This is a genomic window from Shewanella sp. UCD-FRSSP16_17 (assembly GCF_001675935.1).
Taxonomy (GTDB): domain Bacteria; phylum Pseudomonadota; class Gammaproteobacteria; order Enterobacterales; family Shewanellaceae; genus Shewanella; species Shewanella japonica.
The window spans coordinates 192,338-207,086 of record NZ_LZFV01000001.1 but is presented as its reverse complement, the minus strand read 5'-3'; the positions used below and the strand labels follow the sequence as shown (position 1 = coordinate 207,086).

15 protein-coding genes are annotated in these 14,749 nt (G+C 39.8%); 8 read left to right on the top strand and 7 right to left on the bottom strand.

Going from position 1 to position 14,749, the window contains the following annotated elements; genetic code table 11:
• Window positions 1-115: 115 nt before the first annotated feature.
• Together A9267_RS00885 and ushA are read right to left on the bottom strand one after the other, a co-directional pair.
• Window positions 116-796: an alpha/beta hydrolase gene (locus tag A9267_RS00885; RefSeq protein WP_065107902.1), complete on the bottom strand. Its 681-nt coding sequence runs from the start codon at window positions 794-796 to the stop codon at window positions 116-118.
• Window positions 797-948: 152 nt separating this feature from the next.
• Window positions 949-2,661, bottom strand: a complete 1,713-nt coding sequence (ushA, locus tag A9267_RS00880) for a bifunctional UDP-sugar hydrolase/5'-nucleotidase UshA (protein WP_065107901.1) — start codon at window positions 2,659-2,661, stop codon at window positions 949-951.
• Window positions 2,662-3,138: 477 nt separating this feature from the next.
• Between ushA and A9267_RS00875 the strand changes: the two genes are divergently transcribed.
• Window positions 3,139-4,167: a glutathione S-transferase family protein gene (locus A9267_RS00875; RefSeq protein WP_065107900.1), complete on the top strand. Its 1,029-nt coding sequence runs from the start codon at window positions 3,139-3,141 to the stop codon at window positions 4,165-4,167.
• Window positions 4,168-4,304: 137 nt separating this feature from the next.
• Here the strand turns inward: A9267_RS00875 and A9267_RS00870 are convergent, their stop codons facing one another.
• The 3 genes from A9267_RS00870 to A9267_RS00860 form a co-directional block, all read right to left on the bottom strand.
• Entirely contained in the window at window positions 4,305-4,532 is a 228-nt protein-coding gene (locus A9267_RS00870; protein ID WP_065107899.1) for a DUF3389 family protein, read from the bottom strand.
• Between the two features lie 119 nt (window positions 4,533-4,651).
• The gene (locus tag A9267_RS00865; RefSeq protein ID WP_055023284.1) at window positions 4,652-5,134 is read right to left on the bottom strand and encodes an FKBP-type peptidyl-prolyl cis-trans isomerase; all 483 of its coding nucleotides are present in this window, start codon (window positions 5,132-5,134) and stop codon (window positions 4,652-4,654) included.
• A 207-nt stretch (window positions 5,135-5,341) separates the two neighbouring features.
• Window positions 5,342-6,559 (bottom strand): lytic murein transglycosylase, encoded by a 1,218-nt coding sequence (locus A9267_RS00860; RefSeq protein ID WP_065107898.1) that lies wholly within the window; start codon window positions 6,557-6,559, stop codon window positions 5,342-5,344.
• A 218-nt stretch (window positions 6,560-6,777) separates the two neighbouring features.
• Between A9267_RS00860 and A9267_RS00855 the strand changes: the two genes are divergently transcribed.
• Together A9267_RS00855 and A9267_RS00850 are read left to right on the top strand one after the other, a co-directional pair.
• Complete coding sequence (locus tag A9267_RS00855) at window positions 6,778-7,137, top strand: DUF2750 domain-containing protein (protein ID WP_055023286.1); 360 nt, start codon at window positions 6,778-6,780, stop codon at window positions 7,135-7,137.
• A gap of 105 nt (window positions 7,138-7,242) precedes the next feature.
• Entirely contained in the window at window positions 7,243-7,884 is a 642-nt protein-coding gene (locus A9267_RS00850) for a hypothetical protein (protein ID WP_231919020.1), read from the top strand.
• A 136-nt stretch (window positions 7,885-8,020) separates the two neighbouring features.
• Here A9267_RS00850 and A9267_RS00845 read toward each other — a convergent pair whose 3' ends face one another.
• Window positions 8,021-8,962: a chemotaxis protein CheV gene (locus A9267_RS00845; protein ID WP_065107896.1), complete on the bottom strand. Its 942-nt coding sequence runs from the start codon at window positions 8,960-8,962 to the stop codon at window positions 8,021-8,023.
• A 248-nt stretch (window positions 8,963-9,210) separates the two neighbouring features.
• Between A9267_RS00845 and A9267_RS00840 the strand changes: the two genes are divergently transcribed.
• From A9267_RS00840 to A9267_RS00825, 4 genes are all read left to right on the top strand, one after another.
• The gene (locus A9267_RS00840) at window positions 9,211-9,747 is read left to right on the top strand and encodes a lipocalin family protein (protein ID WP_065107895.1); all 537 of its coding nucleotides are present in this window, start codon (window positions 9,211-9,213) and stop codon (window positions 9,745-9,747) included.
• A gap of 101 nt (window positions 9,748-9,848) precedes the next feature.
• A complete protein-coding gene (locus tag A9267_RS00835; protein ID WP_055023290.1) occupies window positions 9,849-10,397 on the top strand; it encodes an LON peptidase substrate-binding domain-containing protein in 549 nt (182 codons plus the stop codon).
• Window positions 10,398-10,584: 187 nt separating this feature from the next.
• On the top strand, window positions 10,585-11,265 hold the full coding sequence (locus A9267_RS00830; protein WP_065107894.1) for a sigma-70 family RNA polymerase sigma factor: 681 nt from the start codon (window positions 10,585-10,587) through the stop codon (window positions 11,263-11,265).
• Window positions 11,258-11,953: a ChrR family anti-sigma-E factor gene (locus tag A9267_RS00825; RefSeq protein ID WP_055023292.1), complete on the top strand. Its 696-nt coding sequence runs from the start codon at window positions 11,258-11,260 to the stop codon at window positions 11,951-11,953. Before A9267_RS00830 ends, A9267_RS00825 begins: the two co-directional genes overlap by 8 nt.
• Before the next feature lie 1,027 nt (window positions 11,954-12,980).
• Here the strand turns inward: A9267_RS00825 and A9267_RS00820 are convergent.
• Window positions 12,981-13,964 (bottom strand): 1-aminocyclopropane-1-carboxylate deaminase, encoded by a 984-nt coding sequence (locus A9267_RS00820; RefSeq protein WP_065107893.1) that lies wholly within the window; start codon window positions 13,962-13,964, stop codon window positions 12,981-12,983.
• A gap of 279 nt (window positions 13,965-14,243) precedes the next feature.
• Here A9267_RS00820 and A9267_RS00815 point away from each other — a divergent pair, with 279 nt between their 5' ends.
• Window positions 14,244-14,657, top strand: a complete 414-nt coding sequence (locus A9267_RS00815; RefSeq protein ID WP_055023294.1) for a YccF domain-containing protein — start codon at window positions 14,244-14,246, stop codon at window positions 14,655-14,657.
• The last annotated feature ends 92 nt before the right edge of the window (window positions 14,658-14,749 follow it).

The following is a 14,749-nucleotide window of genomic DNA, read 5'->3' as shown; positions in this document are numbered from 1 at the left end:
GCTTAAGCTAGCTAACTTATTTAAGTCGCTTCACTTAAGCCTTTTATTTAACGCTATTTATTACTCTAACTGATACTTCTGCTATAACAGAGGCATTATCTTTTTACTGAAACAACTAGTTAATTAATCGCCCTGCGATCCATTGGCCGATTTCTGTTAATTGTTCAGGAATAACACTGTGCGGCATAGGGAACGTTTTCCAAGTCGACGCATAACCAGCTTTATTTAAGGCATCATAGGCCATCTTACCTGCAAACAAAGGGACGACCTCATCTTGCTCACCATGGTGTTGTAATAAAGGGGTTTGGCTATTTGATGGATGTAAACCTTCAGGTAATGCCTCGCCAGCAGGCAAATAACAAGACAGCGCCATAATGCCAGCTAATGTTTGCTCAAAACGCAAACCAGTAAATAAACTCATCACGCCACCTTGGCTAAAGCCAGCCAAAACAATATTTTCAGCAGCAATACCCGACTCAATTTGTTCATTAATCAGCGCTTTAACCGATTTTTCTGATGCTAATACACCGTTAATATCTGCACGATCATGTAAGTCCATACTTTTAATGTCATACCATGAGCGCATGATGTAACCACCGTTAATGGTTACGGGTTGTTCCGGAGCATGTGGAAAAACAAATCGAATGCTGTGATCTTGTGGTAACCCCAATAAAGGCACCACTGGTGCAAAGCCAGCTCCCGAATCACCTAAGCCATGTAACCAAATGACACAAGCAGTGGCTGCAGTAGTAGGTTCAACAGTAATACGTTCAAGTTCAGTAGTTGCAGACGACATGATTTATTCCCTTTTAATTTTTTGCGGCTATCTTAACTTAAACAATCTAGTCCGTTAACCGGAAACTTAATAATGAAAAACAAAAAAGGTAGCCTAAGCTACCTTTTTGATTAACTGAGTTTCTTTAAATAAAGAGCTGCTATCAGCACCTATTATTCAGCACAACTTTTAACTAGTGTACCGTCACGGTAAAAGTTTAATTGACCTTCTACTGGCGCATAATCTTCTGCTGATATCTCAGGATTAGCTACAAAGTACTCACGGAATACTGCAGCATCGGTTAACTGAGTATCAATATAATTAGGGTGTTGATTGATAATTGGGTAATCATCACCACCAGCAGCACTGAAATGAATCACAGAGAATGTATAGTTTTCTTGTTCGTCAAATGCACGGCCACCTAGTGAAGCAATTTCGACAGTACCTTCAGTACATTGAACATCCATAGCAACATTATTCAATTGTGGGTAACCACCACCAGTTTTAACTGCTACGTTAGCTAAGTAATCTTTTACTTCGCTACCTGTCATTGTCACGTAAGCGACAAAGTTACCAAATGGTTGTACAGTTAATACGTCACGGTAAGAGATATCACCTTCAGCAATTGATGCGCGAATACCACCTGAGTTCATTACACCAAAATCAGCTGTAACATTGAAGTTATTCGTCACAAATTCTGAGTAAGCCGCAGTGAGTAAGTTACCTAAGTTAGTTTGCTCAACACGCACCACTTCACGGTCGCCTTCTAACTTACCGTCAGTGTATGAAATCACGACATCAAGTAATTCTTGGCCACGTTCTTGATATGGTTTTAACATATCGTAAACCGTTTTATCTTTTTCGATTTCTTCAGTGATAAAGACTAATTCACCGTTATCATCTTCTTCTTTCAAGTTAATTGGTATTAATGAGTAGTTGGCTAACGTTAGCTCACCGTCCATGTATTCAAAGTCAGCGCGGCCTACGTATTTACCCCACTCATGCGCTTGCATGATGTAAGTGCCGTTTTGCTGATCAGGTTTACATTCATCACCTGGTGCAAAATCTGCGTACTCATCCCCTTCCATACACACTGGATTTTGAGAGTGACCACCGATAATCGCATGCAACTGCCCTTCTTCTACTGAGCGAGCGAGCATCACATCGCCCGGTGCCTCTGTACCGTGGTTGCCATCAGCATAGTGACCCATGTGTGTTACAGCGAACACCATGTCGACTTCTTCGTTAGCTTCAATTTCAGCTAAGACTTTTGGTAGCTCAACTTGAGGATCTGTGAACGTTAAGTCTTCAACGTTTTCAGGATTCACGATTTTAGGCGTATCTACAGTCGTAAAACCGATAATCGCAACTTTAAGGCCATTGATATCGAATACACGGTAAGGTTCAAAGTAACGCTCATCCGCATTTTTATCGTAAATGTTAGCCGCAAGCATTGGGAAGTTTGCTAAAGTAGATTGCATATTCAAAGTACTTAGCGGGTTATCAAACTCATGGTTGCCGACCGCCATTGCGTCATAACCGAGTAAGTTCATCCCTACAAAGTCAGGAATCGCTTCTTGCATATCAGACTCTGGTACACCAGTGTTGATGTCACCACCTGATAATAAAATCGTTTCATCACCACGGCCTTCTACCTCTGCACGAATTTGGTCAATCACGGTTTTACGTGCTGCCATGCCATATTCGCCGTCGCTGTTTTCCCAAAAGCGACCATGGTTGTCGTTGGTATGAATAACCGTAAAGCTAGTACAAGCATCACCCGCTGCTTCACATGCTGTTTGGTCTTTATCGTCGTCGCTACTACAACCTGATAAGGCAGCAATCACTGCTGTTGCCACTAATCCTTTGTATAACGTGTTTTTCATGATCTAACCCCTAATCAATATATTGTTATATTTACGAGCTACCCAGCTCTGATTGAATGGTATCAAACACTGACAAAGTAATATGTCATCCACATGACAAAACGTGACATTTAACTCAACAATAACAATATCTTACAAAGGGCATTACATCGAACTTAGCAACAATAACAATGCCGTAAATAAAAACCAGTTCCGAATTAAGAACATTGAAAAAACAAACCCGATAAACTGCTAATTTCATGAAGGTTTATACAAAACATCTGCTTGGTTCAATTATGCATAAACAAAAACGCACGCTCCAATGACCAATTAAACGTCAAAATTAGCAGGTTGACATTTCAGTAAATTACGATAGCAATGGAACCGATTAACTTAACCCTTCTACAAAATCGATAGATAGGGTTATATTTTTGCGCTTATGCTCTACTTAATCGACCATTATACTCAATGATTCACTATCAATTTTAGGTGCGTAATATGGGGTTACTACAAAACGGTCAATGGGTCGATCAATGGTATGAAACTAAAGAAAACGGTGGAACATTTGTCAGAGAAGACGCCCAACTTAGAAACTGGATCACTCAAGATGGTTCGGCTGGCCCAACTGGTGAAGCAGGGTTTAAAGCGGAATCAAATCGTTACCATTTATATGTATCCCTTGCCTGTCCGTGGGCTCATCGCACCTTAATTTTTCTGCAATTAAAGCAATTGGCAGACCATATCAGCGTTTCAGTGGTCGAGCCTCACATGCTCAGTAACGGATGGGAGTTTAGCGGCAAAAACCAATCACCTATGGCAAAAAGCATTAGCGGTGCAGTTTCTGACCCATTAATGCAAAAAGACTATTTATATCAAGTTTATCAAGAAGCTAAGCCCAATTATAACGGGCGTGTCACAGTGCCGCTGCTTTGGGATAAAAAACATAAAACCATTGTCAGTAATGAATCGTCTGAAATTATTCGTATGTTTAACAGTGAGTTTAATTTGATAACTGGCAATCAAGAAGATTATTACCCGCAGCGCTTACGTAGTGAAATCGATACTATTAATGAACTGGTTTATCACAAGATTAACAATGGTGTTTATCGAGCAGGTTTTGCCACGACACAGCAAGCGTATCATGATGCCGTGTTCCCGCTGTTTGATGCTTTAGACACGTTAGAAAAACGCCTTACGACACAACGCTATTTGACTGGTTCAACAATCACCGAAGCCGACTGGCGACTATTCACCACCTTGATCCGTTTTGATAGTGTCTATGTCGGTCATTTTAAAACCAATTTGCGTACTATTGAATCCTACCCACAACTATCAGGCTATTTACGAGACTTATACCAACAACCTGGTATTGCAGCAACCGTCAATCAAGAACATATAAAGCAGCACTATTACTATAGCCACCAGCATATTAATCCCACCCAAGTTGTGCCAGCAGGGCCTATCATTGACTATATGACGCCACATTTTCGTGATGAGTTAAATAATAGGCTAGAAAATGAGCGATAAAAAATGCAGCAACCCAGTTGCTGCTTTTGGGTTTATCTCATCGAATAAATGATTAAAAACCACTTATTCAGGGACATTTATTCAAGGGATTTTTATTCAGGAGCCATTTATTCAGAAGCCATTTATTCAGAAGCCATTTATTCAGGAGCTATGCCCAGAACGTCAATGGCTTCGTAAAACTGCTGATTATTATCAAGCTGTATACTCCAGCGCACAGCGCCAGCATCAGCGATAATAAGTAAACGTTCAGCAATGCATTTGATGTCATCAACCATAGCGGTCAATACGACCTTGCTGACATTTAAACGACATTGTATTTCAAATGGGGTGACGACTAATTTACCTTGAGAAAACTCAATAATCATTTATACAATCCAATCTCTACCAGCATAATACTGGAAATAAAAATCCCAAGTGATTAACTCACTTGGGATTGGCATTAATGCTCTATTAAAGCATTAGCTCGGCGTTGATATTGTGTAGATTAGTGCTGATGACCGCCTTCACCATGTGAATGGCCATGAGCAATCTCTTCATCAGTGGCTTCACGGATATCAACCACTTCAATGTCAAAAGTTAATTCACGGCCTGATAGAGGATGATTGGTATCAATCGTCGCCATAAACTTACCCACTTTAACAACTGTGACTTGGCGTTGACCTTGCTCAGTGTTAACAATCGCAGGCATGCCCGCTTTCCAGACTTTCGCACCTTGTAAATGCTTAACCGAAACTCGCTGCTCAGCCGATTCCATACGTTCACCATACGTATCTGCTGCAGGCGGTGTCACGCTGAATTTCGCGCCAGCTTCTTTGCCAGCAATGGCATCTTCAATACCCGGCATCATGTTGTCATGGCCGTGTAAATAAGCGATTGGCGAACCACCTTCGTTGGTTTCAATTACTTCGCCTTGTTCATCGCGTAATGTGTAGTTAAAGCGCACTACCATATTATCTTGAGCTGTCATCGAATATCCTTAATTCACTTCGATTTCAATAGTTGCCGCAGCTTAACAAATCGACTAACAAGCTGCCAGCAAAAAGCCGATGTTAATCGGCTTTGGTAATGATTTAGCGATTATCTGGTCAGCAAACAACACGACTCATGACTTTTTGATACCTATCTTACTTATCGCTCACTTCGCTGCGTTACTGACCGTTAAATGGACTCTGGGTTATTGGTTACCAATATCCATTCCCAATGCGGCAAAGGTTTTCTCATCAGGAAAACCATCAGCAATTAAATTTTTGCTGCGCTGAAATGCCTGTACACCCGCAATTGAATTGCGCCCCAGCACACCGTCTGGTTTACCCACATCAAAACCAAGTTCATTTAATTTGACTTGCATTACTTTAATATCACTACGATTGAACATACCATGCTCTGGCGCACTAACATGTAAAGGGGCAGCGCCATTGATGCGATCTGCCAAATGACCGACTGCAATGGCATAAAACTCTGAACGATTCCAACGCATAATCACATCAAAATTGTCATACCCTAAAAACGCAGGCCCTGTATGACCAGATGGAACATACAAAGAGGCTTTCATGTTAGGAGTTGATAACGGCTTGCCGCTAGTTTGGGTGATATTCAATGCAGCCCACTGGGTTAAAGGCTGTGAGTGTTTTCGCCCAAGGTATTGATAATCATAATTCTCGGGCAAGGTCACTTCTCGACCCCAGCGCTCGTTAGCTTTCCAACCTAATTGCTGTAAAAAATTCGCCGCTGACGTTAGTGCATCTGCGGTGCTGTTCCATAAATCCACTTTACCATCGCCATCGCCGTCTACAGCATATTTGGCATAGTTTGTCGGCATAAATTGGGTATGCCCCATAGCGCCAGCCCATGAGCCAACCATGGTCGCATCGTCAAAGTTATACTTTTCTTTTAACTTTAATGCTTGCATCAATTCATTAGTAAAGTAGTCACTGCGTCGAGGATCGCACGCTAATGTTGCTAGCGAATTGAGCACCGACATTTTACCTTTATAGCCACCAAAGTTAGTTTCTAACCCCCAGAACGAAATAATGTATTGCCCAGGAACGCCATACTCTTTAGTTAACTTATTAAGTAATTCACGGTTTTCAGCCAGTAACCGACGACCTTCTTTTACACGCCAATCAGTTACGCGTTTATTAAAGTAATTACCAAAGGTTTGGCTAAATTCTGGTTGCTGGTTATCAAGCTCAATAACACGAGGAATAAACTTCAGGTTAGCCACGCTAGTATTGATAGTTTGCTCAGACAAACCCTCACTGCGTGCTGTAACTTTGAGTTTATCGACACATTGGGAAAAATCGTCAACAGCTGCAATAGATTGAAGACTAACAAAACAGCTAGAAAAGAATAACGCTGACTTTAAAACGGAAGAATACTGTGAACTCACCATAAATGAATACTTCTACAAATAATGACTGTCCACATCGTGACTGATAGCGATACAGGAAACAAGAGCCTATACGGCTTAAATATCGAAATTATGTGTTTATCTGGTTAATTAAGCTTCATGTTTCATCAGCTTTTGTCACATTAGATTAATAGTGTTTTGTATTGAATAGAGTTACCGTATAATCGACACGTTAATTGAATTCATCAAAGAGACTAATCATGATTGAACAAACCCCTGCTGTTGCAAGCTTTATTGAGAACGTTAAAGAACACCAAGTCCTTTGGGGCTTAGCCGATGAAACGGGCGAAGGTTGGGTTGTCTGTGACTCTTCTGAATTTGAAGAAACTGATGTGATGCCATTATGGTCAACTGAAGCACAAGCTGCTGGCCACTGTACTGAAGAATGGGCAGACTATAAAGCGGTACAAATCAGTTTAAATGAGTTTTTAGAGTATTGGGTTGGTGACTTAAATGAAGACGGCGTATTAGTCGGTATTGATTGGGTTGCTAACGAAGATTGTGTAGAAGTTGACCCTATCGTCCTTGCTAAAGAGCTTGTAGACGTAGAAGCGGAATAAGTACTGCGCTGTTAACAGCCACATAATACAAAGCTGCTAGATGTCATCGCAAACCTGTGATGCTTGGCAGCTTTTTTATATAACGTCATGTCATATAGGCCAGTAGTGAATCATTTACCTCCTTTAGTCGACATTCCTTTTGAGCTCAGACATCAATGTTGGTTTTGTGCAGAGCCATGCAATGATGTGTTCAGCTATTATGCAAAACCAAGCACGCCACATCCTTCGCTAACACTACCCGCATGCACTGAATGCAGTCGACTTGCTAAAAAGCACCTCTTAACGTCGATCTGGGATTGCCGTGATGCCGTTAAAGACGATTTAATGAAGATTTACCACAAAGACTTGGCTATTGGTATTAATTGGACTGAAGAAGAGCTTGCAGAATCTGGATTTGACTGCCGTATTTTATCAGGCTTTAAAGAAAGTGCGTGGATGATGTATCAAATAGCCAAAGGACGCATCAACGCCAAAGGTTGGCCGTTAGTACTTAATGGTATTGATATTGAGCAAGGCTACCAACCCCAGTTTGAGTTTGACGGACTTAGTTTTAATTCATTAACCAAAGCCATTACTCATTACTGCGACACACTATCATTGAATAAGCATTTACTTTGCGAACTCCTCAACATTGTCGGCAAAGAGAAATTTGCTTACGCTATCAGGTTATGCCGCATGAACATTGGTATTACCCGTGAGCATCAAAAGCTATTGTTACAACAGGTAAAAGAAGAGTTTGAACAATAATCTTGCTTGAATCCAGTGGCAAAAATAAAGGCTAATCAACAATGATTAACCTTTATTTTTTGACATTTTTTAATAGTTTGCGTTTTAAATCGTTAACTCTCTCATTGTTACTTTAATTATCTAATTCCGATAATCATTAACCCAATAAGGTCTTTAATCGTTTTTGCACAACATCAACCAATAAATCAGGTTGAAATTTTGAAATAAACTCATCACAGCCCACTTTTTCAACCATTGCATGGTTAAAACTACCACTGAGAGAAGTGTTTAAAGTGATATATAAGGCGTTCATTTTCTCATCAGCGCGAATTTCTGAGGTAAGCTTATAACCGTCCATTTCAGGCATTTCCGCATCGGTAATCATCATCAAAAACTCAGTAGTGACATCAATGCCTTCTGCAGTTAACTTTTGTAAATAGTGTAACGCTTGTAAGCCATCTGACGCTTCAATAATTTCAATACCTAACTGACTTAATGTATCTCTGACTTGTTTTCTTGCCGTAGAGGAGTCATCAACAATAAGCACTTTTTTACCCGGCATATGCTCTGCAAGTTGTTCATCTAATACGCCATCTGACAAACTAATATCGTAATCAATAATTTCAGCAAGCACCTTTTCGACATCAATGATAGACACCAATCGCTCAACATCATTCTCAGTTAACTTGGTTATTGCAGTGAGGTAGTTGTTCGCGCCCGCTGACTTTGGCGGCGGCATAATGTCGCTCCAGGTCATGTTAACGATATGCTCAACTTTGCCTACTAAAAAGCCCTGCACACTGCGATTATATTCAGTAATAATTAGGTTACAATCTTCAGATACAGGCATCGGGCTAAACCCAATCGCTCCTCGCAGATTTATCACAGGTATCGACATACCACGTATGTTGGCTACACCACTAATATTGCTGTTACTACCTGGTAAGGCGCTGAGTGCTGGTAACTTAACGACTTCTTTGACTTTAAAGACATTAATTGCGAATAATTGAGTTGCGCTTATTTTGAACAGTAGTAATTCCAACCGGTTCTCACCCACTAGCTGGGTGCGTTGATCTACAGTATCAAGAACTTTCTTCATTATTATTTCTCAGTTAACTCAACATCGGCTTCACGTAAATTATAAAATGATTTACATCAAAAAACTGCTGACTTCATCGTAATTACTCAGTGTTTTGCAGAAAAACATACCAATTTGCATGTAAATTAAACAATCACATTTTGAATAAGATCTTATCGGCCAAAATCGACGTATCATTAGTTTAAATTACTGAAGTCTTTGGCTGACATCAGAAAAAGCCCCCTTGCTACAGACATAAAGGAAATATGATGCGTAAACAATTCATTAAAACTATCGCCTCTGCTGTATTACTTTTATCTACCAGTGCTTGCACCATGCTCGACACTAAAGTTGACGTTGTGGATGATTTTCAGCTAACCAATTACTTAGGCACATGGCACGAAATAGCGAGACTTGATCACTCCTTTGAGCGAGGTATGAACCAAGTCACCGCTAATTACAGTGTAGAAGGCGACAAAGTCATAGTGATCAATAAAGGGTACTTAACAGACACACAAAAATGGAAAGAAGCAGAAGGTAAAGCCTACTTCATTGAATCTGACAAAATAGGTCGCTTAAAAGTCTCTTTCTTCGGCCCGTTTTATGGTGCATATCAAATCCACGATTTAGTTAAAGACGATAACGGAGACTATCAAGCATCGTTAGTCATTGGTCCCAATAACGAATATGCGTGGATTTTAGCCCGTGACACCGTGATTTCTGATGATGTTAAGCAGCGTTTTGTGTCTAAAATGCGCACATTGGGCATTAACGAACAAGACCTTATATGGGTAAGCCAAAACTAACCAAAAAATAATGATCATAGTGTTATTCGTATGCGTATATATAGTTGATTTAAAAATAAACCTTAGCCGACAAATAACACTTTCATCATATAGGTGCTGTTATGATACTACCTTTGTTTCCGCTTTCGATTTGCTTACTACCTCAGGGGTTTACGCAACTTAGAATTTTTGAACAACGCTACAAGCGTCTAGTGACTGAATCATTAAAGTCTGGCGAAGGTTTTGGATTGTGCATGCTAAACAGCAAAAACGAACTAATGCCAATCGGTACTTGGGTACACATTATTGATTTTGAAACGTTAGATGATGGTTTGCTCGGGATCAGTATCCAAGGGCAGCAGCGATTCAAAATCAATGATTTCAACATCGAAGATGATGGCCTTAAACGTGGCAACGTAAGCCTATTACCTGATTGGCCAAATTCTGACATCGTCCCCAATCAGAAATTCTTGAGCGAAACCTTGCAGCAAATACTTGAACAATACCCAGCTCAGCTGTCCCATTACAATAAACAAGATTTCGATAACATGTCCTGGGTATGCCAGCGTTGGTTAGAAATAATGCCGATTACCGCAGAAGAAAAATATCAATGCATTAATAGTCATAACCATAAAATGACCGAAGAATTACTTACAAGCATCATTAAGTAACCCAAGCCAATACCACAAACACTGACTTTTACTCTTTCTAGAAATTTTTTGATCCATTCCTGCTGTCTCACGTAATGGTAAATAACAAGTGCATGATTGATTGGTAAAACAAATGCTAATACAGCTAATACAAAACCTTTCGTCATTTATGTACATCACCAACGTCAGAATATTCGAGCGAAAATAAATGGAAAATTTTCAATCACAAACTGTTCAAAGTCGTTATGATAAAGGCATGTTATCTAAAAATAATAATGCCATGACGACAAATGATTCCAGTGACAATAACGCAATTGATAATCAAGCCAGCAACGATGAAGCCAAGTACCTTGCAGATTTGATGATGCAAGTGGCCAACCAGCGTAGTAAAGCTGCTTTCGCCAAGTTATTTGCTCATTTTTCTCCCAAAATTCGTGCTTTTGGGGTTCAGCGTTTAAGCCAACAAGGTTTAGCAATGGATCTCGTTCAAGAAACCATGACACGAGTGTGGACCAAAGCGCATTTATACAACGCCGATAAAGCCGCTGTGAGCACCTGGGTGTTTACCGTTATGCGAAATCAATGCTTCGACATGCTTCGTAAAGTACAAAATAATCGTGAAGATGCGTACGGTGATGACATTTGGCCACTATTTGAATCTGATGAGAGTGACGAAACCGATAACGACTTCAAATTATCAGCCACATTACTAAAACATGTTGATGACTTACCTCCGTTACAAAAGCAAGTGGTTCAAGGCATCTACATGCAAGAATYAACGCAGCAAGAGCTCGCTGACAAATTAAAAGTGCCCATTGGTACAGTCAAATCAAGATTACGTTTAGGTTTAGAAAAGTTAAAAGGCTTCATGGAGAAACATTATGATTAAGTACCACCCAAATCAGGAATTGTTATCGCTCCATGCGAAGGGTCAATTACCGTTATCTTTATCTATCGCGGTATCAGCACATTGTGAGCTGTGCCCCCAATGCACTGAGCAATTAATGGCGTTAACTTTAAAAGCCTCAGACGACAGCTTTTCACTCGCGCCGATGTCCTCTATCGACACTGATAGTTCTGATTTAGACGCAGACTTAGATGCCCTACTCGCTGACATGATGCAAGATGACGTACTTGAAGCAAAAGAAGTTGAAGCAAGTAATCAAACTCATGTTGCTAGCCATGTTAACGTATCGATTAAAGGACATGAATACACCTTACCTCGAGCATTTAGCCAGCAAATTAACAACAGCTGGCAAGGTATCGGTAAGGTCAACCGGATACGATTAGACACAGGTGAAAAGCAAGCGAGGGCGAGCCTGCTGCACATTGCTGAAAATGGTGAAATCCCACAGCACAGCCACAAAGGTCAAGAGCTAACCTTGTTACTCGCTGGTGAATTTAGTGACGAGTACAATACCTATACAGCCGGTGACTTTATCATGCTTGATTCTGAGCATGAACATAGTCCTAAAACCATTGATGGTTGTTTATGTTATACCGTCGTCGATGCACCTTTATACTTTACTAAAGGTATCAGTAAATTGCTTAATCCAATCGGTGAACTAATTTACTAAATAGCCTATCAAAATGTTCATAAACAGCCTGTATTTCAGGCTGTTCTATTTTGATAATTAACGAATTAATACTAGGTAATCAGCTTTTAAAGTAGGCTTCTTAATAACAATGCTCAAACCTTATGTTTAAACGTTCGTAAACTCGATACGAAATGACATAATTGAGGGATACCATTTAACAAAATAGCGAAGTTAACCACTCATTAGCACACTGAATTAGTGTAACTTTATCAACACCCTTTCAGTTTTAGCTTGGTTTTTATACGACAAAAAGACGTATCGCTTACCTTTTAGTCTTAAACTGTTCTATTTTGTAAAWTATGTATTGCTATATTAAAAATATACGCATATTATCCACAATGTTATTAAGTTAACTTGTATTTAACTGTTTACCCTTCTGTTATTCATAACTGCACTCGTAAACCCACACTACAAGTCACGCCTTTTGGTTAAACATTGTCATTTGTTTGTCATATGCCTGTGTTCAACTAGACAAAGCAAGTAAGTTGGCGATTAAAATAAATAATCAACACGACTTGTCAGTGTAATAAGCACAGTTAACTTAAGCACACACATTAGCTTCAATAAGCCCAAACTTACGCAACACAACTGCTTAAGGATATTTATTGTTATTACTTACTCACCAGATAGGTGAAAATTAAAAAAAGGAGTGTGGCATATGTCATACAACATTAATGGTCACGAAATTACAGTCAATTTCCCTGTAAATTCAATATCATCAAACAAAAACTCAATAGCTTTTACTGACAGCCAAGGTAAAACTAAAACAACTTTTTCAAAGCGCACTGAAGCGTTAAAGTTTATGAAATGGTTGATAACGGCTAACAAGTAACACCTTCCATAACGCTTGCGTTATTCATTTGCTCAGTTACTCAATAAACATCGCTTCTCGGTATTTCCTCTCACACTTTACCGGACGTTTATTAGAACTGAGCAACATGAAACAACCCCATTCGCTTCACTTCCAGCACTAATACTTAAACAACTTTCTTTAGCTACAGTTAACTTATTGACCATATTTGCGTATATACCTAGCTAGCATACTTGGATTACCCAATAAACCACCTTGGTGTAAATACATAACAGGCCAAGTATTATCGACAGTTTCCGCTTTATAATCTTTATTTAAAAAGTGCTCCAGCATAATAAATCCCACAGGATCATAAAGTAGCTCAAACTCAATGCCAGAATCACACACACGACGCCACATGTCATAACACTGTCGATTAAGTTTTCCAAAGTGATACTTAGTGCCATTTGATACAATATGCGGGTGAAACTCACTCTGTGATGTTAACTGACTAAACTGATGCGTTAGGTACTTGTCTCCCCCCACGCAACTACAGGTTATTACATTAACTGTTACAGTAGGCTGACTCGCCTGCGGAAGGTAGCGCTTAAAAAATCGTTGCAAGAATAATGCTGTTGTGCCCGTACCTGAAGGCAAAAACAGATTTAATCTAGTCATATTCTGCTGATGCATCCAACTCAAAATTTGCATGCCTAATGTTTCAAGCCCTTCTGCAGCATACTCACATCGTCCACCTTCAGGAATATAGATCTCATTCGCAGATGCTTGCGTCGCTAAGTCAGACACATAGCTATCAAGATTGCCGCTTACATGTTTAGGTTTCTCGACAATATTGGCGCCATTATTAAGCGCTGCTAGGTAGTTCCCCTGAGGGTTTTGTTTAAGATAATCAGCGATATGATCCACATGATAATCTAACAGCCATCCGCGCAACTTAGCCAGCACTGCAAGTGAATGTAATGAATTAGCTTGAGGTGAACCGTATCCAATAACCTTATTGATATGAGGAAAGTCCTGGGTCAAGAAGAATTGAAACTTACGGGCTTTGTTTCCGCTAAAATCAGGATGAATCAAGTCATCTCGCTTAACAAAAACCTCACGTTCAGCAAATCTCATTTTATCAACGGGCGTGTCGATTGAGATATCCGCAAGAGATACATTAGAGCCAGCTGCAAACATAAGTAACGTCGCTTAAATAAAGAGTTATGGTCTGTAGTGGTATTTTAACTAACTATTAGCGATTTTCGCTATCATCAATTGTCGACAGCCCAAACTAAGTCAAGTAATGTCTTCTAACCCTCTAAACAAATCAAAATAAAATCAATAATTATCAACCACTTAAAACAAACGAAAAAGCTAATAAAAATATTGGCATAGTTTTGGCTTTCTAGTGATTATTATCACCAATGGAATATTGGTCATTTCATTAACCAGTTTTGTATGACTTAGGGAGCACCAATGTCAGTCTTGAGATTAATTTTTAATATCGCATGGTTCATCATGGGCGGATTTGTAATGGGTCTAGCATGGTGGCTAGCAGGCTTATTGTGTTTTATCAGTATTATTGGTATTCCATTTGGCCGTGCTTGCTTCGTGATTGGTGAAATGGCGTTCTGGCCATTTGGACAAGAAAACGTTAACCGTAAACATTTAAAAGGATTTGAAGATATTGGTACTGGTCCATTGGGCATGATTGGCAACGTTATTTGGTTCTTATTCTGTGGTATTTGGCTCGCGATTGGTCACTTAACCCATGCTGTAGCTTGTTTTGTTACCATTATCGGTATTCCGTTTGCAATACAACACGTAAAACTCGCTCTACTGAGCTTAACACCAATTGGCCAAACCGTTGTGGCAAAAGAAAGCTACTAACACGAGTGGCTAACACATGACTTATTACAAAGCGCCCGATTACAAAGTGCCCTATTTAAAACTAGCGTATTGAAACATGCCGCCTTGCAAAA